The sequence below is a fragment of the Nocardia sp. genome, assembly GCF_025465275.1.
Taxonomy (GTDB): domain Bacteria; phylum Actinomycetota; class Actinomycetes; order Mycobacteriales; family Mycobacteriaceae; genus Nocardia.
Genome location: NZ_JAODNK010000034.1, coordinates 40,881 through 64,253 on the forward strand (window position 1 = coordinate 40,881; position 23,373 = coordinate 64,253).

Below are 23,373 nucleotides of genomic sequence, written 5' to 3' on the forward strand. Positions count from 1 at the left end.
AACGGCCCGGGTCAGGTGAGGACTACGAGCTTGCCGACGGATTTGCCGGATTCCATGTAGGCGTGGGCCTCTCGAATCTGGTCGAGGGTGAAGATGCGGTGGATGGGGACGGTGGCGCCGCCGTCCGCGACCGTGTCGAGGAACTCCTGGAGGACCTCAGCGGAGAGGTCGCTGGCATCGCCGCTGTAGGCGGCTAGCCGGACGCCGCGCGGCAAGTAGGCGTTGGGGTAGAAATTTTCGACGGTCCATTGGTTGGACAACATCCCGGTGAAGCACACCACGCCATGGATTGTGGTGGCGCGCAATGTGTCCGGCAGGGTAGGTGTGCCGACCAGCTCGAGTGCGGTATCGACACCGCCGTCGACGATCGCACGGACTTCTGCGGCGACCGCACCGGTGTCGATGGGGACGTGGTCGACTCCGATTTGCTTGAGCGCGTCCGCTTTCGCGGGATCGCGGGTAGTGGAGAGCACCGTCATTCCGCGCTGTTTCGCGAGAACCGCGGTGATCATGCCGACCGAGGAGGTGCCGCCGCGGATCAAAATCGATTGGCCGGGCTGCGCATCCAGGCCGGTGGTCAGAGATCCGTTGGCGGTTTGCAACATCTCCGGGACGGCGCCGAGGACGGCCCAGTCCAGGCTGCTGGTGAACGGGACCACCTGTGCGGCAGGGACACTGGTGTATTCGGCGTAACCGCCGTCGAAGGTGCGGCCCATGCCGCCCATCATCGCGGCGACCTGTTGACCGACCGGGAACTCGGCGCCGGGACAGTCCGCGACGACACCGACGGCTTCGATGCCCAGCACTCGGGGAAAGGTGACTCCTTCGGCCAATCCGAGCCGGGTGTGCAGCTCGGATCGGTTGAGCCCGAACGCTTTCACCCGAATCAGCACCTGTCCAGGCTCGGGCATCGGTATCGGCAGGTCACGGAGCTGGAGCGCTTCGGGCGGTCCGGGCGCATCGAGAACAACGGCGCGCATGGTGGCGGGTGACTCGATCATCTAGGCACGTCTCCTCATGTCGGCGTTCAGACGCCGCCGCAGCCGGGCGTCGACCGCATTCCCCAGCAGGATCTGCACGCCCAGGAGGCACTCGAACACCTCAGCTGGACGATCCCTGGCTGTCATGGTCAGACTTTGGGTCGACAAATTTCCATTCCATGGAATGGAAACACATCGGGTCCGCGAGTATTCCGTCAGCCGGTGATTGCCTCCGTACCCATGATTCGCCGCAGTAAAGCGGTCAACATTGCGGGAGCCAGGCCTTCGTCGGAACGGGCTGCAATGTGGCCGTCCGGGCGCACAAGTAGCGCTCTCCCACCGGTCAATTCGTTTCGATCGCGCCATTCGTTGTGCGGGTCCGCGAACGTGAGCGAGCGCTGAGCCTGATCAACCGATCCTTCGACATTCTCGAACACGGCCTGACCTAACCCTGCGTCAGGAGACCAATTCCGGCGCGGCGGGGCAGACACGCCGAGGTGTATGCGAACATATGTTCGTGTCAGGTGCCGCGATCGATAAGCCGAGCCGCCCCGAGCGGGCGTCGATTCTGCATGCGGATCTCGACTCCTTCTATGCCTCGGTCGAGCAGCGGGACGATCCGCGGCTACGCGGGAAGCCGGTGCTTGTCGGGTCCGGGGTGGTGCTGGCTGCCAGCTATGAGGCGAAGGCATTCGGCGTGCGCACGCCGATGAATGCGCGCCAAGCGCTGCGGCTGTGCCCGCACGCGATTGTGGTGCCGCCGCGGATGGACGCCTACGCGCAGGCGAGCCGGGCGGTGTTCGATATTTTCCGGGACACCACGCCGGAGGTGGAGGGCCTGTCGATCGATGAGGCGTTCCTGGATGTCGGTGGATTGTGGCGGATTGCTGGAACCCCGGTGGAGATCGCGCGCAGGCTGCGCGCACGGGTGCGCGACGAGGCTGGACTGCCGATTTCGGTCGGTGTGGCGCGCACCAAATTCCTCGCCAAGGTGGCCAGTGCCGTATCGAAACCCGATGGGCTGCTGGAGGTTCCGCCCGATCGAGAGCTGGAGTTCCTGCATCCGCTCCCAGTGGAGCGACTGTGGGGCGTCGGCGAGGTGACCGCACGGGAACTGCGTGAGCGAGGCATCACCAAGGTCGGACAGCTGGCGGAACTGGGCGAAGGCGCATTGGCCGCGACGGTCGGCCAGGGTGCCGGGCGGCATCTGTACGCCCTGTCGTGGGCACGCGATCCGCGCCGGGTCGAGACCGGGAAGCGCCGGCGATCCATCGGCGCGCAGCGCGCCCTCGGCCGCCGCGCCCGCGCCGACGACGAGCTCGAAGCATATCTCCACGGCCTGGCCGATCGACTCGGCCGCCGCCTGCGCGCCGCTGACCGCGTCTGCCGAACCGTGGTGCTGCGCTTGCGATTCGACGACTTCACCCGGGCAACCCGCTCACACACCCTGCCACAGGCAACCGACCACAGCCCGGTCGTCCTGCATGCCGCCCGCACACTCCTGGCCGCCGCACTACCCAGCATTCACGAGCGCGGCCTGACCCTCATCGGACTGTCACTGACCAACCTCGACAATGCCGACACCATGCAACTGACCCTCCCCCTCGAATCCCGTGCAGACTCCACCCTCGATTCCACCCTGGACGCACTACACGACCGTTTCGGCGCCGGCACCGTAACCCGCGCCGCCCTCCTGGGTCGCGGCGAGGGATTCTCGATACCGATGCTCCCCGACTGAACAACCCAAAACATCGCTGCCGCTGGTCATTCCAGCCACAGCGCGATTCGTCACGTGCCAGGAGCAACCGCCATCCGCTATGCCGCGGGGGTCGCGGCGTAGCGGATCGGGGCCGGTTACGTCCGATATCGGAAGAGGATTCGGCCGCGGGACAGGTCGTATGGGCTCAGCTCCACCAGGACTCGGTCGTAGGGCACGATCTTGATGTAGTTCTTTCGTATCTTGCCGCTGATGTGCGCGAGCACGGTGTGCCCGTTGGCGAGCTCCACTGTGAAGGTAGCGCTGCGCAGGCACTGCAGCACGGTGCCCTCGATCTCGATGCCCTTGCTTGTCTTGGTCATGGCAGCACCATTTCCAGGTTGCTGCCGACGCGCCGGGCGCCGATGCCGTTGAACAATGCTGTTGCCGCAGCGTTGGATTCGTTCACCTCGGTGTACGCCGGGCCGAGCCCGGCCTGGTGCAGCGTGCCCAGCGCGTGCGCGAGCAGCGCCCGTCCCACGCCGGTGCGTTGCTCCCCGGCACGGACCGCGATCAGGCCGATGCGCGGCTGCCTGGTCGCCTGCACTACGCGAATCAGCCCGATATAGCGGCCCGATCGCATCGCGACCGCGTATTTGGACGGGTCGACGACTGTGTCGCCGTCCGGGCGGGGCAGCACTTCGGCAGGCATGTTCTGCCAGCCGACGGTCGCTTCGACTTCATCGCGGATCGCCCGGTCCAATGCCCGCAGCGGAGCTTCCGCCGCGGCCACAATCGTGACCCCTGGCGGCGGTGCGCCGGCGTCGAGTCCGGTGACCGCCGGGTCGGTGGGCACGGAATACTCCCACTCGCGGCGGCGCGGCGTGAAGCCCGCCCGCTGCCAGCCTGCGGTCAGGTCGATCTCGACCTCGTCCACCACGGTGTACAGCGGCCGTGGCAGCTCGGCCCGCAGAGCCGCGGCGAGCTGGTCGAATACGGTGGCGTGCCAGGCGTCGACGCTGACGAAGAGCCGCCCGTCCGGCCGCCGGGCCACGTCGCCGCTGCCGACCACTCGGCCGTCCGCTTCGGCGTGCCAGCTGGTGTCCGCGACCCGCGTGATGATGGCGGCGGGCTCGCCTGTGTCGAACGTGAAATGTTGTGAATACATGGTTGTCGCCTCTCGGGATTGCCTGTGCTCAGGCGCTCCCGGCGACAACTACGACGTTCGCCCAACCGTGACGGCAAGGGGGAGCACCCATTTCGATGCATTGCTCATGGGTCTCACCTCCTCGTACGTTGTCACGGTCCCGACAGGTTACCCACGACACCGGCGCACGGGCCACTTCTTTTTCGGCGACCGACCGGCAGCGGGCAGCCCGAGTGGTCACACACCCCTATCGCGGCGAAATCTATTGCTTGAAGCCGATTTTTACCGCTCAGGCCGATTTCACGCTGGAGTGACGGCCTGATCCCAATCGATGGTGTGGCAGTGGGTGTGGCGGAACATTTCTTCCGGATCGGGCAAGGCGGGGCGGCCGGTCGGCTTGCCTTCGGCTTTAGCCTTGTTCGCGCCGCGGGCGCCGTCTGCGATGGCCTCCACTCGCGGGCGGCGCAATTGCTCATAGGCGGTGAAGGCGTCGGCGACGGGGAGGTCGCGCAGGCAGCGAGCGAGTTCGATGGCACTTTCGATAGCCAGTGAGGCGCCTTGGCCGGAGCTGGAGGACGGGGCGTGCGCGGAATCGCCGACCAGCACGATGCGCCCGCGGTGCCAGGTCGGTACCGACGGCATCAGTTCCATCGGGCCGACGACGGTCAGATCCTCGGGCGCGGTGTGCGCGAGCAGGGTTTCGCCCGGCACATGGCCGGTATACAGCTCACCCAGCTGTGTCAGCCATTCCGCGTTGGAGATTTTGCCGGTTTCGGAGCTGGTCAACGGTTCGGTGCGCGGCAGGCTGGCGAACCAGACAATATTGGCATCGGTATTGGCCGGGTCCGGGTCGTCGTGGCCGCCGCGACCGACACCGAGTGCGGCGCCGGCGGGGACGCGGTAGTAGCCGAGGAAGGTGCGGCCGAAGGCGAAATACATCATTCCGTCCTTCGTCTCCACGTCGCTGCCGCGAGCGATGCCGCCGAAGCTCAGCACACCGCCGTACTCGGGTCCCGGCGCGTCCGCGTCGATGAGAGTGCGCACGGTGGAACGGATTCCGTCGGCGCCGATCAGGATGTCGGCGGTCGCGGTGCTGCCGTCTGCGAACGTGGCGGTCACCGCTTCCGCGGTTTCGGCGACGGAAACGAGCCGCTTGCCGTACTCGAAGTGCACGCCGCGCGCTGCCGCGTAGTCGGCCAACGCCCGGAAAAGATCGGCGCGCGCCATCACTCGTGTTGCCGGAAGCTCCGGGAATCCGGCGAATTCGGTGAAGATATTGCCGTTGGCGTCGCCGAAGATCGATCCGGGCATATCGATCCCGAGCGAGTCGAGCGCCTGGTCGGCGCCGATGACCCGCAGCGCCTGCTGCCCGTTGGGCGCGAGGCTCAAGCCTGCGCCGACGCCGTCGGCGGCGACGGGGTAGCGCTCGTAGATGGTGGCGTCTATGCCCGCTTTGCGAAGTGCCAGCGCGATCACCGAGCCGGCGACGCCGCCGCCGATCACCAATGCTGTTGTTGCCTTGCTCATTTCATGCTCCGATCCTTCGGTGCTGCTGAACAGATAGTATCCGCACAACTAGTTACTGTGCAACTAGTTGTATGGACGCTATTTTCCAGATGACCGAGGAGGGGAAGGACTCGAGCTGTTCCGGGTTACTCGTGCCGGCTGACGGTGTTGGAGGTCTGTGCGACCAATTGCCAGGGGCGGGACATGTCGGCTACGGCTTTGCCGCTGGTGAGGATTGCGCCCGAGAGGCCGCGGGCCGGGTCGGCCCAGCCGTACTGGGTGGTCAATCCGCTTCGGCCGAAATGGGTTTCGGTATTGCGGCCGAACTTCGAGCGGCGGGCGCCGAGTTCGTAGCCCGCCACCGAGACGCGACCGGCTACACCGGGGATCCAGCGGGCCGGCTGGACCGCGGTGTGCAGAGTCTCCGGGCGCATGATCCGGACGCCGTCCAATTCGCCTCCGCGAGCGAGGATCTCGTAGAAGCGGGAGAGTTCGCAGGCGGTGGTGACGAGGTTGCCCGAGGGAAGTTCCGCGGTGAGGAATGCGCGCTCGGCCTCGGCGGTGGTGTCGCCGGAGAGGCCGCCGCCGAGCGCCTTGCCTGCCAGGTGCCGCCACACTCGGGAGGGACCCGGGCCGACTTTCACACTCGGCACGACCTGGTCCACGTCCTCGGGACGGACACCGAAATTGGTCCAGCGGAATCCGAGTGGGTCCAGCACCTGCTCCCGCAGATGCTCGCGCATCGCCTTGCCTGTGGACCGCTGTACCAGCAGCCGCTGGATCAATCCGCTGGTCATGGCGTGATACACCCGGAACCGGCCGGGCCGCCAGCTCGGAACGAGATCGGACAGCGCCCGGGCCGCCAATTCCTCGTCCAGCACCAGGTCGACGCCTCGATACGGCGGCGTGATGAACGGAACGCCCGCCGAATGCGAGAGCACATCGCCGACGGTGATCCGGTCCTTGCCGTTCGCCGCGAACAGCGGAATGTGCCGGGAGACCGGATCATCCAGTGCGAACGCGCCCTGCTCGATCAGCATGAACATGAGCGCCGCCGCAACACCTTTGGCCGTGGAGAATCCGCAGAACGGCGTATCGGGCGTGACGAGCCGCTTCTCGGAGTCGGGTCCGTCCGAGGGCGCATTGCCCCAGCCGTGGCCGATCGACCGGTTCAGCAGGATCTTCCCGTCCTGCCGCAGGCACACCTGAATCGCAGGCGTGGTGCCCATCAGATACCAGGCGCGCACCGACTCCCATATTGCCGCGATGTCGTGGGAGGCGTCCGCGGGATCGTCCTCGTAGCCGACCGTCGTCACCGCGTCCAGATCCGGTCCTACCTGCACCATCGATGTCGCAACTGGGCTCATTCGACCAGGATAGAGAGATCCGGTCGCGAGGCTCGGCGCGCGACGCGATGATCATCCGCACACATCTGGGAAAATTCATCGCACGGAGTTGTCGATTTCCGGCGAACTCGCTCGTCGGAGAGATACGGCGACCCAATCAGCGGGGTGCCAGAACCGAAGGAGCGAAACGATGAGCAAGTATTTGGTACTGCTGTACGAAGATGAATCCGGTTACGCGGCCGCCTCTCAGGAAGAGCTGGGCGGGATCTATCAGGAGCACGTGACTTTCCAGGAGATCGCGGGCGCGGCCCGGCTCGGCGGCGAAGCGCTGCAGCCGACCGGCACGGCCACCTCCATCCGCAAGGGCGCCGGCGGTGAGGTGACGGTGACCGACGGCCCGTTCGCGGAGGCGAAGGAGGCGCTCGGCGGCTACTACCTGCTGGAGGCGCCGGATCTGGATGCGGCGATCGCGCTGGCCAAGCAGGTGCCGACACCATTCGGTGGCGTCGAGGTGCGGCCGATCATGGCGTTCGAATAGTCCGATGACAGCTCTCGACCCGGCCGCGCGCGTCACCGCGGCCGTGGAGCAGGCGCACCGTCGCGAATGGGCCTTCGTGCTCGCCGCGACGGTGCGGTTGGTCCGCGATTTCGACCTCGCCGAAGAATGCGTGCAGGACGCGTATACGAAGGCATTGACCGAGTGGACGGCGCACGGTGTGCCGGATCGGCCTGCCGCATGGCTGACCACTGTTGCCAAACGCCGTGGCCTGGATCTGCTGCGCCGCGAGTCGGCTATGAAGCGGACGCTACCGCTGCTGGTCACCGAGGAAACCGACACCGACACAGCCGATCTCGCACTTGACGGTATCGATGCGGAGTCGGCGATTCCCGATGATCGACTGCGGCTCATCAGTACTTGCTGCCACCCTGCGCTGTCCCGGGACGCGCAGGTCGCGCTGACCTTGCGCCTGGTCTGTGGTGTCACCACCGCAGAGGTGGCACGCGCATTCCTTACCAGCGAATCGACCATGGCGGCCCGAATTACCCGGGCCAAGAAGAAGATTGCGCTGGCTCGCATCCCGTATCGGGTGCCGTCTGTGCGCGAGCTTCCGGACCGGCTCGATGCCATCAGTGCGGTCATCCATCTGCTGTTCACGACCGGTCATACCGCGCCGTCCGGTGATGCGCTGGTGCGACCGGATCTCACCGTCCGGGCGCTCCAGTTGGCGCGAATGATGCATGCACTGGTTCCCGATGATCCCTCGGTGACCGGATTACTTGCGCTGATTCTGCTCACCGACGCGCGCAGCGATGCCCGCGTGGACGAGGACGGCAGGCTGCGCACCCTGGAGTATCAGGATCGCTCCCGGTGGGACCAGTCCGCCATCACCGAGGGCATCGCTCTCGTGAAACAGGCACTGCCGCATACGGATCGTTACACGCTGCAGGCGGCCATCGCCGCCGTCCACGACGAAGCGCCGACTTGGGAGCAGACCGATTGGAGGGAGATCACCGGCCTGTATGTGCTGCTGCGCCGCGAATGGCCGTCGCCGGTGGTTCATCTGAATTATGCGATCGCCGTAGGCCTTTCGGGTCGGCCGGAGCGCGCGCTCTGCCTGCTGGACGACTTGTCCGGCGAGCCGGCGATAGCCACCTACGGGTATTTCGAGGCCGCCCGCGCCGCGTTCCTGGCCGAGCTCGGCCGCACGGCGGAGGCGAGATCCGCCTATGAAGCAGCCCTGCTGCTCACCGAAAACGCCGTCGAGCGCGCGTATCTGGTGGATCGCCTGGAGGCACTGCCTTCGCTGTAAATGCATCTGGCGGCTAGATTGCTAGTATGCTAGCATGCTAGCATCGTCTTGTGGGCGACGAGGATGTCAAGCAATTCAATGTGTACCTGCCGATCAGTCTGATCAAGCAGGTGAAACTCCATGCCATCGAAGAGAGCCTGTCTTTGTCGGCCCTGGTGGCCGACGCGCTCCGGGCGTACCTCGAAAGCCCACAGCAGCAGCAGAATTCAGCGAAGAATGAGGACTGACGTGACTATCGAAGGCATTGACGGCATATTCCTGGAGACCCACAACTGGGGTCAGACAGCGAAGTACTACCAGGCGCTCGGATTCGAACTCGATTTCGCCACCGATCACGGCTCCGGACTGCTGCGGCACCGCACTGGACCGTACGTGTTCCTCGTCGAGGTTCCCGCCGACCAGGAGGCACGGACGCAGTTCGTGCTGAAGGTGACCGATGAGCAGGCGTTCCAGCCTGATTCGGTGCTCGAGGTGCTGAACGAATTCGAGGACACCCACTACGGCACCCGGGAAATGCTCGTGCGTGATCCAGATGGCCGGCTCTGGAACCTGCAGGCACCGGGCAAGGACTGAAACATGCTGCACACCATTGCCCCTGAGGACACCGCTCTGCGGGTCGCGCTGTGGCGGGCACTGCATCTGCAGGTCGATGCGCAACCGCATGTGCTCGAGGACGACATCGGACTGAAGCTGGCTGCGCCCGAGGAGAATTGGCGCGAACGCCCGGATATGGACCCGGGCATCATGGCCCGTATTCGCGCCACCATCGTGGCACGGGCCCGGCTGATCGAAGACCTGGTCGAGGAGCAGGTCGCGCTCGGCGTGGACCAGTACGTGATTCTGGGCGCGGGCCTGGACACCTTCGCCCAGCGACGACCCGATATCGTTTCCTGCATAAGGCTTTTCGAAGTCGACCAGACCGGGCCGCAGAAATGGAAACGCCATCGGCTGATCGACCTCGGTTACGGTCTGCCCGAACACCTCACGCTGGTGCCCGTCGACTTCGAGGCCGAATCGTGGTGGGAAAGGCTGGCGGACGAGGGATTCGACGCCGATCGGCCCGCCGTGGTGGCCTCCACCGGCGTCACCATGTACCTCACCGCCGAGGCGAATGCGGATACCTTCCGGCAGGCCGCCCAACTCGCACCCGGCTCCACCTTCGCGACCACCTTCACACTCCCCCTCGAACTGGTGGAACCGGAAGAACAGCCCGGCCGCAGCAATACCGAACGCCTCGCCCGGGCCGCCGGCAATCCGTTCATCAGCTTCTACTCCCCCGATGAGATCATCGCGCTCGCAAAGGAATCCGGGTTCTCCGGAGCGCGGCACGTGTCCGCGATCGATCTCGCCGACCGCTATTTCTCCGGTCGCGCCGACAACCTCCGCCCGTCCAGCTCGGAACAGATCCTCATCGCCACCACGTAGTTCGACGAGTGATCAGCACTTGAGCGCGAATTCCTGGCTAAAGTCTCGTCGGGACGGCAGCATCGGGGTCGACACCCGATACCCGAAGCGAGGGCAATGACCGACTACGGCCACCTCCCGACACAGCCGATCCCGCGACTGTCCGGGCCACCCCTATTGCTCCGAGAGCCCAACGGGGCGGACGACGCAGCTGGTCAGTACTCCGTCTACGGCCGAGCCCGCAGGCCGGCAGGCACGGGACCGGGCAGTACTCGGCGGGACGGGTCCGGTTCGGACGGTAACCGGTCCGGCCTGGAAAACCGGGCTGGTTCGCGCGGTGGCCCGTCAGGTGTGGGAGGCGGGTTCGCTCGTGCGGGAGGTCATGTCGCGCTTGCCGGATTGGTGAGTCGGGTGACGGGGTTCGCGCGGACGCTGGTATTGGCCGCGCTGCTCGGAACCGCCGCGGTCGGTGATGCCTACAACGGGGCGAACCAGTTGCCGAATATGGTGTACGAACTGCTGCTGGGCAGTGTTTTCGCGAGCGCGGTGGTGCCACTGCTCATGCGGGCACGGCGCCACGGCCGCAAGCATTCTCGTGAATTCACGCAGCGCCTGCTGGTGGCGGCGGTGCTCGGATTGGCCGCGATCACGGTGATCACGGTGCTTTGTGCACCGCTCATCGTCCGGGTCTTCGTGACCGATTCCGCGCAGCGGCACCTGGCCACGCTGTTCGCGTATCTGCTGCTGCCGGAGATCTTCTTCTACGGAGTGGCGGTCTTGCTGACCGCCGTTCTCAATGTTCGCGACAACTTTGCCGCGGCGGCGTGGGCTCCGGTCGTCAACAATGTGATCGTTCTGCTGACATGCGGCGTCTTCGTACTGGTTCCCGGGCCGGTCACGCTGACCCCGACAGCTATGACCAACGCACAGATTCTGACTATCGGGCTCGGTACCACCGCAGGCCTTGCCGGACAGGCGGCCTGGGTGATATTCGCGTTGCGCCGCAATGGATTTCACTGGAACTGGCGGGCTCGCCCACTCCCCTACACCTGGCGTCCGGTGCGCGCCGGACTCCCGGTGCTCGGCTGGATTCTGGTGTACGCCGCGATCAGCCAGGTCGGTGTCGCCGTCACCATGCGCGTCGCATTCGACCACGCCGGGATGTCCATCTCCTCGTATGCGGATCTGCTGTTCCAGGTCCCCTACGGGATTCTCGCGGCCTCCCTGCTGACACTGCTCATGCCACGGATCTCCCGTTCCGCCGCCATCGGCGATCTGCGCGGTGTGATCGCCGATCTCGGTCGCGGAGCGCGTTATCTGACAGTGGCTTTGATCCCGATCACGGTGGCCATGGCGCTGCTCGGCCCGATGCTGGCCGCCATGGTGTTCGGCGGGCGCGTCGATCCGGCGGCGGCCCGATTGATCGGAATCGCCGTCGCGTGCTCGGCATTCGGGCTGGCGCCGTTCGCGCTGGTCATGCTCCAGCTGCGAGTCTTCTACGCCTACAACGACACTCGGACTCCGACACTGATCAATGTCGCCATGGTGATCACGAAGGTGACCGTCATCGCGGGCGCGGCGACGGTCTTTCCCGACCGTATTGTCATCGTGCTGCTGAGCGTCTCCAGCTCACTCGCGTATGTCGTCGGCGCAACACTCGGGCACGTGCTCCTGCGCAAGCGCTGCGGACTTCTCGGATTCACCGCTGTCGGCGACACATTCATCCGGGTCGTCTGGGCGACCGCCATCGCGGGCGCGTCGTGCGCCGCGGGCATGGTGGTCGCGCGGCACACCGCTGCCGATCTGGGCCTCGCGCACGTAATCACGCTGATAGCCGGTGCCTCGGTTGGCGTCGGGGCATTCCTGCTCGCAGCCAAGATGATCGGCATACCCGAAGTTCGTCATGCCCGAGCTCTGCTGACTGCCTGACGGCCGCCTGCAACCACGGACTCGCGGGCGTGAACCGGTAGGGTGAACGCGGTGACCGCCCCCGAAGCAGGCCCGGTACGGACTCAGCGAGGACTGGAGCGGCTGATCTACTTCAGCGATGCGGTAGTCGCCATCGCCATCACGCTGATCGCCCTTCCCCTCGTCGACAGCGCCCGCGATGTCGCCTCCTCGTCCACCGCGAAATTCTTGTCCGACAACAGCTATGCGCTGACCGCCGCCGGAGTCAGCTTCGTGGTGATCAGCGTGCTCTGGCGTGACCACCACCGCCTGTTCGAGCGCGCCACCGGCTACACACCGCACCTGTTGCGGATCAATATGGTGTGGCTGCTCTGCATTGTCGGCCTCCCGGTGGCGACCGTCCTCGACGTCTACTCCCAGCGCAGCGACCGCCTGGCGGTAGGCCTCTACGTGGGCGTCCTCATGGTCGCCATGGCCGTGATTCGGATCGAGGAGCTGATCCTCTACCGGGCCGGCATGCTCGCCGACCTCGAACAGATCACCGCTGTAGACCTCGCCGTGCGCTGGATTACGGTAGCGGCCACCGGCATCGCGCTGGTCGTCGCGGTGTGCGTACCTCGAATCGGCCTGTGGTCACTACTGATCCTGGTGGTCTCCGGCCAGCTGGAAGCCCTCGTGCAACGCCGAGAGAAGGCCCCCGCAACCCCGGTCGATTAGCCCGAAAGCGTGTCATACGGCGTTGAACGCATCCAATGCTGCTGTCTGAGTGGCGAAATTGGGATGATCGTCGTCGCGGAGCGGTCCCTGCCAGCGGAAGCCGTACTCATCGGCATTGTCGCGCAATGAGTGTGCCTGGCGGGTAAGGAATTCGGCGGTGGCGACCTTGGAGTGGCCGGTGTCCACCAGTTCGCGGTAGCCGCGGACGAGGACGCCTTTGTAGGTTTCCGCGTCATGGCAGTCGGGGCCGGGACAGGTTGTGGCACTGGGCTCGTTCAGGATTCCGTTCTGGATGAACACGGAACCGTCGTGCGTCGCGGCAGCGGCGATCCGGTCTGCGGCGGTGAGCAGATCGCTGTTACCCGCTGCCTGGTGGAGCGCCACCAATCCGCTGATCAGCATGCCTTGGTCGTAGGTCCATCGCCGGTTCTCGTCGACGAGCACACAGCTGCCGCCGTACTGGTCGAGGTGATCATTGATCAGACCGGATGGGTCGAGCAGGGCGCGGCCCGCCTTGGTGGTGAACCAGTCCCAGGTGGTCGCGGCGCGAGCGGCGTAGGACGAGCGATCCGAGGACTCGATCCGGGTGCTCAGCAAGGCGGTCGCGTTCAGATACAGCGCGTTGGTGATCGCGTTCACCTGGGTCCACGGATGCAGCTCCGGATCGATTCCCTCACGCGCCCAGGCCAGTCCACCATCACAGAACGACGCCTGCTGGTCACCGAGTCCGTCCACAATCTTTCGGGCGGTGTCGAGGTAGCGCTGCTCGTGTGTGAGGTCGAAGGCACGGATCCACGCCAGCGCCCACCACAGGGCGTCGTCGTTGTATCCGGTTTGGACGGGGACGCCGGTGCGCGCGATGTCGCCGTGTCGATACGTTTCGTCGAGATAGGCGAGGTATTGGCGGTCGCCGGTGCGACTCATATAGTCGATCACCGTGGTCAGCGCCTTGGCGCTCTGCCAGGTGCTGGCGTCGTGCTCCCACAGTCCGGTCCTGTGGTCGTAGCGATCCAGTAATCGCTCGACGGCCCGCATGCGCTGATCGGGCGGCGGGTCGGTGGATGCCGTCCACCGCGTGCACCGGATCTCGGGGCGATCACCGGCTTTCCCGCAGGCTCGCAGCAGACCTCCGGCGTATCGGTAGAACGGGCCACGCTGCGCCGTGCTTGCCGCGGAAATGCTTGCCATGCCGAAACTTCCGTCGCGAACGTGACGGCCGTCGACGCTGTGATCGAGCCATGCCGAATCGCCGGGCTGCCCGTTCTCGATATTCGCGGCGGCCCCGCCATCGGCTCGGACCAGCGTGATCGTCCGCGTCCACACTCGGACCTGCGGGTTCACCTCCCGAATACCACTGGGGGTCTGGGGCAGCGCCTGCATACTCGCATCGCGTGCGGATTCCCGTTGCCACACAAGGTAAGCCGCCAGCGCAATTCCGATGACTCCGAGGACGGCGGCCCACCGAATCCTCGTGCGTCCGCTCACGCCCGAAACAATCCGTCGCTGACGAAGCGGCGGAGATGGCTTGCGAAGGCGGTCGCTTCATCGGCCGGCCACGAGGCGAGGCTGACCGTGATGTGGTCGGCCAGACGTTCGCGCAGCGTTTCCACGGTTCGTTCGCCTTCGCCGGTGAGGGCGAGCAGGGTGGCGCGGCGGTCGGAGGGGTCGGGTTCACGCCGGACGAGTCCGGCCGCCTCCAGCCGGGTTGCGCGGCGGGTGACACCGGAACGGTCGAGTCCCACATCGGGGGCCAGGTCGGCCGCGCTGCACGGACCGGTCCTGGCCAGCCCGCTGAGGATCGGATAGGTCAGCTCGTCGACCGCTTCCCCCATGCCCTCGGTCAGGGTTCGGTGCAGCTCGATGCGGGTGCTGCGTTTGAGCAGCACGCCGAGGGCATCGGCTATCTCGCGTCCCGCGTGATTCTCCACATCCACAGCATAGCGTGCGTAACGCACGCGTTTGTGGTTACATGGAATTCGAAGCGTGCGCAGCGCACGCATTATCCAGACAGGACCCCGCCATGAACCGCACGAATGTCGCCGCCGCACTCACCGACCTCATCTTCAACCCCACACTCGACCTGTGGGAAGCCGCCGACCGGCACTTCGCCCCCGACTACCGCCAGCGCACCGACGGGCACTGGGACGACCGTGACGAGTTCCTCGCGCACATTGCCCACCTGCGCACGGTGGTGGCCGACGGCTATGTGGAGGTGCACGACGAGCTGTACGACGGCAGCCGCTACGCCGACCGGCACACCGTGCACGTCACGAAGAAGGACGGAACCGCCGTGCGCACCGAGGTCTACCTGTTCGCCGACTTCGCTCCCGACGGGCGGTTCCGGCGCATCGAGGAGGTGACCCTCATGATCGAAGGCGCCGACGCGGACCGGAACCTGGGTAGCGCTCGCTGAGGCAGTCGTCCGTCAGCTGTTTTCCCGCAGTGACTGCTTGAAGCTGGGCCACGCCTCGTGGAGCGCGTCCTGCCAGTACGGCCAGGCGTGCTGGCCACCCGGCGTGTAGCTGTAGGTAGCGGGGATGCCCAATTGTTCGGTGCGAGTTTGCAGTTCGTGCGTGCAGGTACTGACGACAGATTCGAGCATGCCGCCGGCGGCATTGCTCCGTCCGGCCGCGGCCGACCCGGAGTCACCGGCGGTGATGTACAGATTCACCCCGCGCAGCTTCTCGAGATTCGCGGGCGTGGAGGGGTCGTTCTGAACCCAGCCCGGGGAGCCGTCGACGCCCCACATATTCCAGGGATTGCCGCCGCCGGACAAGACGACGGCCTGCGCATACCGGCGGCCCGGGTCAGTGCTGGTCTCGGCGCAGCCGCTGAAGGAACCGACACTGCGGTACAGGCCGGGTGCGTCCTCGGCCAGTGAGAGCGCCGCACCGGCAGACATGGATACCCCCGCAATGGCATTGCGGCCGTTGGCATCGAGTTCCGTATCGAGCAGCGGGGGCAATTCCTGGGTGAGGAAGGTCGTCCAGCGATTGCGACCGAGCCTGGGATCATCGGCAACCCAGTCGGTGTAATAGGTGTAGCGGCCATCGAGAATGGTCACCACATTGACGTTCTGGTCGGACAGGAAATTGTCGACATCGGTCTTCGTTTCCCACGAGGTTTCGACACCGTTGTCGGCAATGCCGTCCTCAGCGCCATTGAGCAGATACAGCGTCGGCTGCGGCATGCTGGTATCTGCGGCATGCATCACACGCATACCGATCACTCGATTCATGGCCGCCGAATAGACGTACACGGTCGAGTGCCGCGCGTCGATCGGCACCACATGGTCGATATGTGATCCGTCGTTCGCAGCCTGTGCGAGGGGGTCCGCCGAGGCATGCCCGGTCAGCACGCCTGCCATCGCCGCGGATACCGACATCGCTGCCGCCCATCGCCAGATTCTGCTTCGACGGTGCACATTCATCCGATCACCTAACGTTTCGCTGCGGGAACCGCACGTCCAACGCGCGATGAATGGAAAGCGTTCCACACTCGGGCAAAGCGATTGCTGAGTGCAATTCACAGGATTCTCCCAGCTCCGGGCCAGCCTCCTCACTGGCTCACGCATGAGACTCCCGCGGGTGACTGCCACCACTACTGAGGCCGCAGAGTCCGCTCCACCCGAATCGATCGTCCCGATCGCAGCCGAAACGGCTGTGCTGCCACCCGCCCGCCGCTGGGAGCGGGTCGCGCTGGTCGTCCTGATCCTGGGCACGGCTATTGCGTACCTGTGGAACATCACCGTCAATCAGATGGGCAACAGTTTCTACGCTGCCGCCGCCTGGTCGGGATCGAAGGATTGGAAGGCGCTGCTGTTCGGATCACTGGATCCGGGCAACTTCATCACCGTCGACAAGCCCCCCGTTTCGCAATGGGTCATGGCGCTGTCGGGTCAGATCTTCGGATTCAGCAGCGCGAGCATGCTGGTGCCGCAGGCGCTCATGGCGGTGGCCGCGGTCGCGCTGATGTACGGCGCGATCACCCGGGTCACCCTGAGCCGCACCGCCGGTCTGCTCGCGGGTGCGGTACTGGCCGTGACACCCGTTGTCGCCCTGATGTTCCGCTTCAATAATCCCGACGCCGTCATGGTGCTGCTCATGACCGCCGGCGCCTACTGCACGATTCGCGCCCTGCCGCGCGCGAGCTGGCGCTGGCTGGCGCTCGCCGGTGTCGCGCTCGGCTTCGCCTTCCTGGCGAAGATGCTCGAGGGTCTGATGGTGTTGCCCGCCTTGGGTCTCGCCTATCTGGTCGTCGCGCCGACCACGCTGCGCAATCGCATCGTGCACCTGCTGGGCGCCGCGGCCGCGCTGCTTATCTCCTCGGGTTGGTATGTGCTGCTGACCATTGCGTGGCCCGAATCGTCGCGGCCGTATCTGGCCGGGTCGACGAACAACACCTTCATGGATCTGGTGCTGGGCTACAACGGTTTCGCCCGCTACCTGGGGCAGAACCATATGGGCGGCAAGAACCCCTTCCAGATGCCCGAGGGCTACGAAATCCCGCACAGTGTCCGGCAGGGATTCGGCGGATTCGGTCAGGGGCATGACCGAATGTTCACCGGCGAGATCGGTTTCGAGATCTCCTGGCTGCTGCCGGCCGCATTGCTCGCCTTCGTGCTTGTGCTCATTGCCCGCGGTCGCGCACCGCGCACCGATCTCGTCCGCGGCGCGGCGCTGGTTTTCGGGCTGTGGATGATCATCGACGGCGTGGCGTTCTCCGAGATGAAGGGCGGCATGCACGCGTACTACACGCTCGCTATCGCCCCCGCCATCGCCGGTGTATTCGCCCTCGGCGTCCATGAGCTCTGGCAGCGCCGCGCCGACAAATTCGGCCGAATCGGCAGCGCCGCACTGATTCTCAGCATGGGTATCTGGGCGTTTGTGGTGTTGCAGCGCAATGCCGACTGGCAGTCGTGGCTGCGCTGGACGATTCTGGCGGTCACCGTGCTGGCCGCGATCGGCCTGCTGCTGGCCGCTGTTCCGGTGGCGGCACGCCTCGCTCGCATCGATACTCGGGCGACTTCGGTGCTGCTCGTCGCGGGTGTCCTCGCGGGCCTGGCCGGGTCCGTCGCCTACACCGCGGCCACTCTGCCCGAATCACATACCGGTGGTGGACCGTCCGTCGGTCCCCCGGCCCCGCCTCGGGATATGGGCGCGCTCAATGCCTTCCGCGGTCAGATGAGCATGATGATGGGCGGCGGTGACGTCGATCCGAAGCTGGCGGACCTGCTGCGCGCCACCAATACCAAGTGGTCGGCTGCCATCGACCGTTCCGGTCCGGCCGCGGGCCTCGAATTGGCCACCCACACTTCGGTCATGGCCATCGGCGGCTTCACCTCCGAGGATCCGGTTCCGACCCTGCCGCAGTTCCAGGACGATGTCCGCAACCACCAGATCGGGTACTACATCGTTCCCGAGGTGCACCTGCCCGACTCCTGGCGGACCGACAAGGCGCCCGAGGGTGCCAAGGATCCGAAGGACGCCGCCGGTACGACTCCCCTGCCGGACAAGAACGCCGGCATCTGGCGGCCGGCCGGGAACAAGGAAATCCTCGACTGGGTCATGGCCCACTACACCGAACAGCACGTCGGTGGGCTCGCGGTCTTCGATCTGACCGCCGCAGCACACTAGTTCGACAACGACGACGGGCGTCAGCTGATCGAGGTCAGCTGACGCCCGTCGTTCTTGTACCGCTGAATCGGGTTCCTGCGCGGCCGCTTTCGAGTAGTTTCGCAACATGTTCCAGTTTTGTCGGTGACTCGCGGCGAAACTGTATGGGCGGAAGGGCTGGTTGTGACGTGACGGACTACATAGTCATCGGTTCCGGGAGCGCAGGAGCGATCATCGCGCGCAGACTCGCCGACACCGGCGCCGCCGTCACGCTGATCGAGGCGGGCCGGCGCGACAACACCCGGCTGGTGCGCAAGCCCGGCATGATCGGCCCGCTGCACAGCGTGCCGCAACTGAAGAAGATGATCGACTGGGGCCACTACACCGTCGAGCAGAAGCATGCGCTGGGTCGCATCATCCCGCAGACGCACGGCAAAGTGGTCGGCGGTTCGAGCTCTGTCAACGGCATGGTGTTCGTGCGCGGCAACCGGCGCAACTTCGATGATTGGGCGGGTGCGGGCAACACCGGCTGGTCGTATGAGGATGTGCTGCCGAGCTTCAAGAAGTTCGAATCCTTCGAGGACGGCGCGAACGAGTTCCGCGGTGACTCCGGTCCGATCAAGGTGATTCGCTCGCGTGATCTGACGCCCGCGTCCGAGTCGTTCATGCAGGCGCTGACCGAAACCACCGGTGTGGCACGCAATCCCGATTACAACGGCGCCGAGCAGGATGGCGTCTCGCTCTTCCAGCAGAGCAACAGCAACGGGCTGCGCTTCAGCACTTCGGTCGGATATCTCGACGATCGCCCGAAAACCCTTACCGTGCTGCCGAATACCCAAGTCGTGCGCATCGTGATCGAGAACGGCCGGGCCACCGGTGTGGAGTACCGGACCGAGCGCGGCACCGAAGTACTGCGGGCCGAGCGCGAAGTGATCGTCAGCGCAGGCACTTTCGGCTCCCCGCAGCTGCTCATGCTCTCGGGCATCGGACCGGCCGACCATCTCCGCGCTTTCGGCATCGACGTCGTCGCCGACCTCCCGGTGGGCGACAACCTGCACGATCACCTGTTCATTCCGATGACCTTCGCTATGCCGACCGCCGTGAACCGTTCGTCGCCAGGGTATTTCGCCCGCGCGTTCCTGCGGGAGTCGTTGCGCAACAACAGCACCTGGCTGGCCCGCACTGTATTCGAAGTGGTCGCGTTCCTGCGCACCCCGCACGCGGCGGGTGTGCCCGATCTGCAGCTACACGTGCTGCCGTGGGGATATCCCGGTCCGAATCAGGATGCGCCGGTGCGCCATACCCCCGATCCGCGGCAGTCGCTGACCGTCATGGCGACGATGATCTACCCGCAGAGCCGGGGCACATTGCGGCTGACGTCGGCCGATCCCACAGCGGCGCCTGCCATCGACCCCAATTACCTTGCCGAGCAACGCGATGTGGACACGCTGGTGTACGGGATGGAGCTGACCCGAGAGATCATGGCCGCCAAGTCGATCAGCGGCGCGGTGGACACCGAAATCTCCCCTGGTCCGCAGTATCCTGGCCGCGCAGATCTGACCGGTGAGGTCCCGAACCGGGCAACCACCGTCTACCACCCCGTCGGCACCTGCCGCATGGGCGTGGACGAACGCGCGGTGGTGGACCCGATGCTGCGGGTGCGCGGAGTGCAGGGACTGCGGGTCGCCGACGCGTCGATCATGCCGAACATCGTCGGCGGCAACACCAATGCGGCCACCATGATGATCGGCGAACACGCGGCCTCGATCATCCTGAGCTGAATCCCACCGATCCCATGGCGGGGTGGTGACCTGAGAATCAGGCCGGGGAGACGATCTGGATGAGATTTCCGCAGGTGTCGTCGAACACGGCGGTGGTCACCGGCCCTGCCTCCATCGGTTCCTGGGTGAAGGTGACTCCCAGTCCATGCAGCCGGTCGTACTCCGCCTGGACATCTGCGACCTGGAATGACGCGGCCGGAATGCCGTCGGCGATCAACCCGGTCTTGTACGGCTTCACGACGGGGTGTCCGTCGGGTTCCAACAGGAGTTCCGCACCTTCGGGGTCCTCCGGCGAGACGACCGTCAACCACCGGGCCTCCCCCAGCGGGACGTCGTGCTTTGTGGTGAAACCCAGTACCCCGGTGTAGAAGTCGAGGGCTTTCTGCTGGTCATCGACGAACACGCTGGTGATATAGATCCTCACGATGCCGTCCCTTCCTGGCGACCGGCCACCGCTCGGACAAGGGTGGCCAAGGTGTGGTCTCGAGGTGCTGGAACTGTACCGCGTCGATGTGCGGAGATTGATCTCATCCAGGGAGCGCGTCGCCCGGGAAGCCGTGGCATGGGCGAACCTCGCAGCGCATCATGCCCGCTCGCACGCAAGGGTCTCCGGCCATGATCTCGGCGGCTGCTGCTGCCGGCACGGTCATGATCGCGACTCCGGCTACGGTGTCGGACGCGACCGGACACAGGATCGCGATCACCCCGTCAGCGCGCAGCGACACCATGCGGCGCTGGTGTTCTAGTTCGATTGCGTCCGCGCCGTCCATGGTCCGCTCAGGCCCCCAATGAAGGAGCGCCAGGCTGTAGGGTTTCGCGGTCGCGGCCAGAGTCCGAATCTGCTCATCGGTGACTGTTGTGCTCATGATGGCTCCTCACTTCTGGATTTGTTCGGCCAGCGAGACGATGATTCCTTCGGGCCCCCGGACGTAGGCCATCCGCCACACGCCTTCGTATTCGCCGATGCCTCCCACCAGTCCGTAACCGTCGGCTGCTATCTGGTCGACCGCGGCCTGCAGGTCCTTTACCTCGAAGGCGACATTGCGCAGGCCCAGTTCGTTGGCCGGCGCGGCGGGCGAACCCGGGAGGTGGTCCGGGCGTGCGAAGCTCGACAGTTCCAGGGTCGTTCCGCCGCCGGGTAGTCGCAGCATGACGATCTCGGTGGCAGCACCGGTCATGCCGATCACGGTATCCAGGAACTCGCCTTCGATGGCCATCTTCTGATCGGCCTCCAAGCCGAGGCTGACGAAAAACGCTGTCGCGGTGTCGAGGTCGGCAACGGTGATGCCGACATGGTCGAAGCGCTGTGCGAAGCCCATCGGATACCTTCCTAAGTTTTTGTTGTAGAGAACATAGCACCTTTAAGTTCCCTAAGGGAACCCTGTTTGCCAAGATCGGCCACGCCGACCCGCGTTGCGGTCATTGCGGCGAGCCGATGCACGCCGACGACGTTCCCCTCTTCCCGGGCCCGGGTGCGGCTTCACGACCGAAGGCCGGATTGCCTGGGCCGGATTCCGTTGTGGGCAGCGCCATTAGGGATCTGTCGTACCACCCTGTAATGATCTCGAGGCAATGTTTTTTCGAACCTGGGGGAAGAAATCTCTATGACACTGTCTCGTAAAGCCGCACTGGGTCTGGTGGCCTGTACCGCAGGCGCACTGGTGACCGGCACCGCCGGCGCCGCGCACGCCGACGGCAGCTACTTCGGCGCGTTCGCCACCGCCGACCGCGGCAGCTCCATCCACGTCGTCGCCATGTGGAACTACCCGGACCAGGCCTCGGCCGACGCCGCCGCACTGCGCGACTGCGGTGACGCCAACTGCGTGATCCAACTGCGCTGGGCCGACGGCTGCGCTGCATACTCGCGCCGCGACGACAACCTCTTCTGGGCTACCGGCAACACCCGCGCCGAGGCCGAGCGCAATGCACTCGCCGCCGCCGGCCCGGACCCGAACCCGCTCCTGGTGAGCCTGGGCAGCGCCGAGCCGAGCACCGCCACGGTGCGCACCTCCGCCTGCACCGCAAACGCGGGCTGATCCACCCCGGAGTGCGGGCGGTACGCAATCCGCGCCGCCCGTCCTCCGGCTGCCGCGTACCGCCGTTGCAGGTGGGCCCGGGGGCGCGGTGCGTTGGTGATTAGTGACGCGGAGAAGGAGTACCTGGTTCCATGGTCCGTTCCGGCGATCAGATACATGCCTACCTGGTTAACCAGGTCAACCGAATGTTGCGCCGACTGAGCATGTTCGGCGGCGAGCCTGCGCTGTGGACGACGTTCGATCATCTGTACTTTCTCGAAGGCGACGAGGACGGCATCGAGAATCTGCGGCAATCCTGGCGCGATCGCAACGCTTTCACCCCCACCGGAGTGAAAGGCGCTCTCCAGAAACAGCTTCCACACAATGACATCGAGTATGCCCTCGCTTCCATTTATGGGGAAGTCGCTCGGAACAGGGGCTGGCTGCAGCTGGACCGAACCTTGACCGGTGACGAGTACACGGCGTTGTGCGCCGAAATCGCAGCCTTTACCGAACTCGACCGCACCTGGACCGACGTCGTCGGCATCTTCGGTGAGCCCAGCGTCTTATTCGGCGGATCGAACCCGCTCTACGGCAAGTCGTTGGGCTACGCGACCGCGAATGTCAGCGACCCGATGGTGATATTCCATCTCTGGAATGGTGTAGACCCTGGGGCCGAGCCCAATTGGCCTCCGAAAGTATTCGGATCCGGTCTTGCTGGCGATCCGTTGCGGCGCAGGCTCTTTCCCCGCCTCCTTCTCTTCACCCCCGAAGGCCACCGGCGCCGTCCCCGGATCTGACCGACCTCCATGCCACGTGACTAGTGGGGTGTCTCCACGCCGCAGAGGCGCAGGGTGGTTTCGAGGCACAGTGCTTCTGCCTCGTCGGTGGTGAGGCGGCCGGTGGCGACTTGCGCTACGGCGGTGTGCTGGAGTCCGAAGATGATGGCGGCGAGCCAGGCTGCGGGGAGTGACGGAGTGAAATCGCCTGTGCGCTGGCCTCGTTCGATGAGCCGTTCCAGTCGCGGGGGGCCGAAGTCGTGGGGGTCGCTCTCGGGTCGCGGGATCGTGGCGGCGTTCAGTAGCAGGGGGTAGCGGGCGAGGAATCGCCAACCGGCGCTGAGGAATTGGGCCAGGGCGGCGGCGGGTGGGGCGGTGTCGAGGCCCGCGTCGTCGAGCAGGGCGTCGTATTCGGCGGCTGCGGCCTCGACGAGGGCGGCGACCAGCGCATCGCGTGACGGGAAGTGCGCGTAGACGGTCTGGCGGGTGACGCCGGCCGCGGCGGCGATGTCCTCCATGCTGGCGTCGATCCGCTCGCCGAGCACAATCCGGGCCGCATTGAGGATGGCGTCGATGCTGCGCCGGGCGTCGGATCGGGGGCGGCGCGGCGGCGCGGTGGTGTTCTGCGAGTCGGCCATTTCAGAATCGTATGCGTTCGATCATAACCT

The 23,373-nt window shown here is 65.6% G+C and carries 27 protein-coding genes; 13 read left to right on the forward strand and 14 right to left on the reverse strand.

Annotated features, from left to right (window positions below):
• Positions 1-11: 11 nt before the first annotated feature.
• The 3 genes from JWN03_RS08575 to JWN03_RS45445 all read right to left on the reverse strand — a co-directional run bounded on the left by JWN03_RS08575 (position 12) and on the right by JWN03_RS45445 (position 1,471).
• A complete protein-coding gene (locus JWN03_RS08575) occupies positions 12-1,001 on the reverse strand; it encodes a zinc-binding alcohol dehydrogenase family protein (RefSeq protein ID WP_297612277.1) in 990 nt (329 codons plus the stop codon).
• Entirely contained in the window at positions 1,002-1,127 is a 126-nt protein-coding gene (locus JWN03_RS08580; protein ID WP_297612280.1) for a hypothetical protein, read from the reverse strand.
• Between the two features lie 68 nt (positions 1,128-1,195).
• Positions 1,196-1,471, reverse strand: a complete 276-nt coding sequence (locus tag JWN03_RS45445; RefSeq protein WP_366914376.1) for an aromatic-ring hydroxylase C-terminal domain-containing protein — start codon at positions 1,469-1,471, stop codon at positions 1,196-1,198.
• A 20-nt stretch (positions 1,472-1,491) separates the two neighbouring features.
• Here JWN03_RS45445 and dinB point away from each other — a divergent pair, with 20 nt between their 5' ends.
• Positions 1,492-2,718 (forward strand): DNA polymerase IV, encoded by a 1,227-nt coding sequence (gene dinB, locus JWN03_RS08585; RefSeq protein ID WP_297612283.1) that lies wholly within the window; start codon positions 1,492-1,494, stop codon positions 2,716-2,718.
• Positions 2,719-2,834: 116 nt separating this feature from the next.
• Here the strand turns inward: dinB and infA are convergent, their stop codons facing one another.
• The 4 genes from infA to JWN03_RS08605 form a co-directional block, all read right to left on the reverse strand.
• The gene (gene infA / locus JWN03_RS08590) at positions 2,835-3,059 is read right to left on the reverse strand and encodes a translation initiation factor IF-1 (RefSeq protein ID WP_297612286.1); all 225 of its coding nucleotides are present in this window, start codon (positions 3,057-3,059) and stop codon (positions 2,835-2,837) included.
• Positions 3,056-3,844 (reverse strand): GNAT family N-acetyltransferase, encoded by a 789-nt coding sequence (locus tag JWN03_RS08595; RefSeq protein ID WP_297612289.1) that lies wholly within the window; start codon positions 3,842-3,844, stop codon positions 3,056-3,058. The genes infA and JWN03_RS08595 overlap by 4 nt, the downstream gene beginning before the upstream one ends.
• A gap of 279 nt (positions 3,845-4,123) precedes the next feature.
• Positions 4,124-5,350, reverse strand: coding sequence for an FAD-dependent oxidoreductase (locus tag JWN03_RS08600; protein ID WP_297612291.1), 1,227 nt, complete (start codon positions 5,348-5,350; stop codon positions 4,124-4,126).
• A gap of 125 nt (positions 5,351-5,475) precedes the next feature.
• Complete coding sequence (locus JWN03_RS08605; RefSeq protein WP_297612294.1) at positions 5,476-6,696, reverse strand: serine hydrolase; 1,221 nt, start codon at positions 6,694-6,696, stop codon at positions 5,476-5,478.
• A gap of 169 nt (positions 6,697-6,865) precedes the next feature.
• On the opposite strand from JWN03_RS08605, the gene JWN03_RS08610 reads away from it, so the two are divergent.
• The 7 genes from JWN03_RS08610 (at position 6,866) to JWN03_RS08640 (ending at position 12,515) form a co-directional block, all read left to right on the forward strand.
• A complete protein-coding gene (locus JWN03_RS08610) occupies positions 6,866-7,213 on the forward strand; it encodes a YciI family protein (protein ID WP_297612297.1) in 348 nt (115 codons plus the stop codon).
• 4 nt (positions 7,214-7,217) lie between these two features.
• Positions 7,218-8,486: an RNA polymerase sigma factor gene (locus JWN03_RS08615; protein WP_297612299.1), complete on the forward strand. Its 1,269-nt coding sequence runs from the start codon at positions 7,218-7,220 to the stop codon at positions 8,484-8,486.
• Positions 8,487-8,536: 50 nt separating this feature from the next.
• Positions 8,537-8,713: a CopG family transcriptional regulator gene (locus tag JWN03_RS08620; RefSeq protein ID WP_297612302.1), complete on the forward strand. Its 177-nt coding sequence runs from the start codon at positions 8,537-8,539 to the stop codon at positions 8,711-8,713.
• Position 8,714: 1 nt separating this feature from the next.
• On the forward strand, positions 8,715-9,059 hold the full coding sequence (locus tag JWN03_RS08625) for a VOC family protein (RefSeq protein ID WP_297612305.1): 345 nt from the start codon (positions 8,715-8,717) through the stop codon (positions 9,057-9,059).
• A 3-nt stretch (positions 9,060-9,062) separates the two neighbouring features.
• Positions 9,063-9,911 carry a class I SAM-dependent methyltransferase gene (locus tag JWN03_RS08630; RefSeq protein ID WP_297612308.1) on the forward strand — a complete coding sequence of 283 codons (849 nt, stop codon included), beginning with the start codon at positions 9,063-9,065 and terminating at the stop codon, positions 9,909-9,911.
• 330 nt (positions 9,912-10,241) lie between these two features.
• Positions 10,242-11,819, forward strand: coding sequence for a murein biosynthesis integral membrane protein MurJ (murJ, locus tag JWN03_RS08635; protein WP_297612311.1), 1,578 nt, complete (start codon positions 10,242-10,244; stop codon positions 11,817-11,819).
• A 51-nt stretch (positions 11,820-11,870) separates the two neighbouring features.
• Positions 11,871-12,515 (forward strand): TMEM175 family protein, encoded by a 645-nt coding sequence (locus tag JWN03_RS08640; RefSeq protein WP_297612313.1) that lies wholly within the window; start codon positions 11,871-11,873, stop codon positions 12,513-12,515.
• 12 nt (positions 12,516-12,527) lie between these two features.
• On the opposite strand, the gene JWN03_RS08645 is transcribed toward JWN03_RS08640, so the two are convergent.
• Both JWN03_RS08645 and JWN03_RS08650 read right to left on the reverse strand, forming a co-directional pair.
• Positions 12,528-14,000 (reverse strand): glycoside hydrolase family 76 protein, encoded by a 1,473-nt coding sequence (locus JWN03_RS08645; RefSeq protein ID WP_297612316.1) that lies wholly within the window; start codon positions 13,998-14,000, stop codon positions 12,528-12,530.
• Entirely contained in the window at positions 13,997-14,443 is a 447-nt protein-coding gene (locus tag JWN03_RS08650) for a MarR family winged helix-turn-helix transcriptional regulator (RefSeq protein WP_297612319.1), read from the reverse strand. The genes JWN03_RS08645 and JWN03_RS08650 overlap by 4 nt, the downstream gene beginning before the upstream one ends.
• Before the next feature lie 92 nt (positions 14,444-14,535).
• Between JWN03_RS08650 and JWN03_RS08655 the strand changes: the two genes are divergently transcribed.
• Positions 14,536-14,928 (forward strand): nuclear transport factor 2 family protein, encoded by a 393-nt coding sequence (locus tag JWN03_RS08655; RefSeq protein ID WP_297612322.1) that lies wholly within the window; start codon positions 14,536-14,538, stop codon positions 14,926-14,928.
• Between the two features lie 12 nt (positions 14,929-14,940).
• On the opposite strand, the gene JWN03_RS08660 is transcribed toward JWN03_RS08655, so the two are convergent.
• Positions 14,941-15,900: an alpha/beta hydrolase gene (locus JWN03_RS08660; protein WP_366914377.1), complete on the reverse strand. Its 960-nt coding sequence runs from the start codon at positions 15,898-15,900 to the stop codon at positions 14,941-14,943.
• A 187-nt stretch (positions 15,901-16,087) separates the two neighbouring features.
• Here JWN03_RS08660 and JWN03_RS08665 point away from each other — a divergent pair, with 187 nt between their 5' ends.
• Both JWN03_RS08665 and JWN03_RS08670 read left to right on the forward strand, forming a co-directional pair.
• Positions 16,088-18,151 (forward strand): ArnT family glycosyltransferase, encoded by a 2,064-nt coding sequence (locus JWN03_RS08665; protein ID WP_441342954.1) that lies wholly within the window; start codon positions 16,088-16,090, stop codon positions 18,149-18,151.
• 167 nt (positions 18,152-18,318) lie between these two features.
• Complete coding sequence (locus JWN03_RS08670) at positions 18,319-19,911, forward strand: GMC family oxidoreductase (protein ID WP_297612330.1); 1,593 nt, start codon at positions 18,319-18,321, stop codon at positions 19,909-19,911.
• A 37-nt stretch (positions 19,912-19,948) separates the two neighbouring features.
• Here JWN03_RS08670 and JWN03_RS08675 read toward each other — a convergent pair whose 3' ends face one another.
• The 3 genes from JWN03_RS08675 to JWN03_RS08685 all read right to left on the reverse strand — a co-directional run bounded on the left by JWN03_RS08675 (position 19,949) and on the right by JWN03_RS08685 (position 21,230).
• Positions 19,949-20,335 (reverse strand): VOC family protein, encoded by a 387-nt coding sequence (locus tag JWN03_RS08675; protein ID WP_297612332.1) that lies wholly within the window; start codon positions 20,333-20,335, stop codon positions 19,949-19,951.
• Positions 20,336-20,438: 103 nt separating this feature from the next.
• A complete protein-coding gene (locus JWN03_RS08680; protein WP_297612335.1) occupies positions 20,439-20,777 on the reverse strand; it encodes a hypothetical protein in 339 nt (112 codons plus the stop codon).
• Between the two features lie 9 nt (positions 20,778-20,786).
• Complete coding sequence (locus tag JWN03_RS08685) at positions 20,787-21,230, reverse strand: VOC family protein (protein WP_297612338.1); 444 nt, start codon at positions 21,228-21,230, stop codon at positions 20,787-20,789.
• Positions 21,231-21,515: 285 nt separating this feature from the next.
• Between JWN03_RS08685 and JWN03_RS08690 the strand changes: the two genes are divergently transcribed.
• Positions 21,516-21,947, forward strand: coding sequence for a DUF4189 domain-containing protein (locus tag JWN03_RS08690; RefSeq protein ID WP_297612341.1), 432 nt, complete (start codon positions 21,516-21,518; stop codon positions 21,945-21,947).
• A gap of 131 nt (positions 21,948-22,078) precedes the next feature.
• Positions 22,079-22,726, forward strand: coding sequence for a hypothetical protein (locus JWN03_RS08695; RefSeq protein ID WP_297612344.1), 648 nt, complete (start codon positions 22,079-22,081; stop codon positions 22,724-22,726).
• 20 nt (positions 22,727-22,746) lie between these two features.
• On the opposite strand, the gene JWN03_RS08700 is transcribed toward JWN03_RS08695, so the two are convergent.
• Positions 22,747-23,343, reverse strand: coding sequence for a TetR/AcrR family transcriptional regulator (locus JWN03_RS08700; RefSeq protein ID WP_297612347.1), 597 nt, complete (start codon positions 23,341-23,343; stop codon positions 22,747-22,749).
• Positions 23,344-23,373 lie beyond the last annotated feature (30 nt).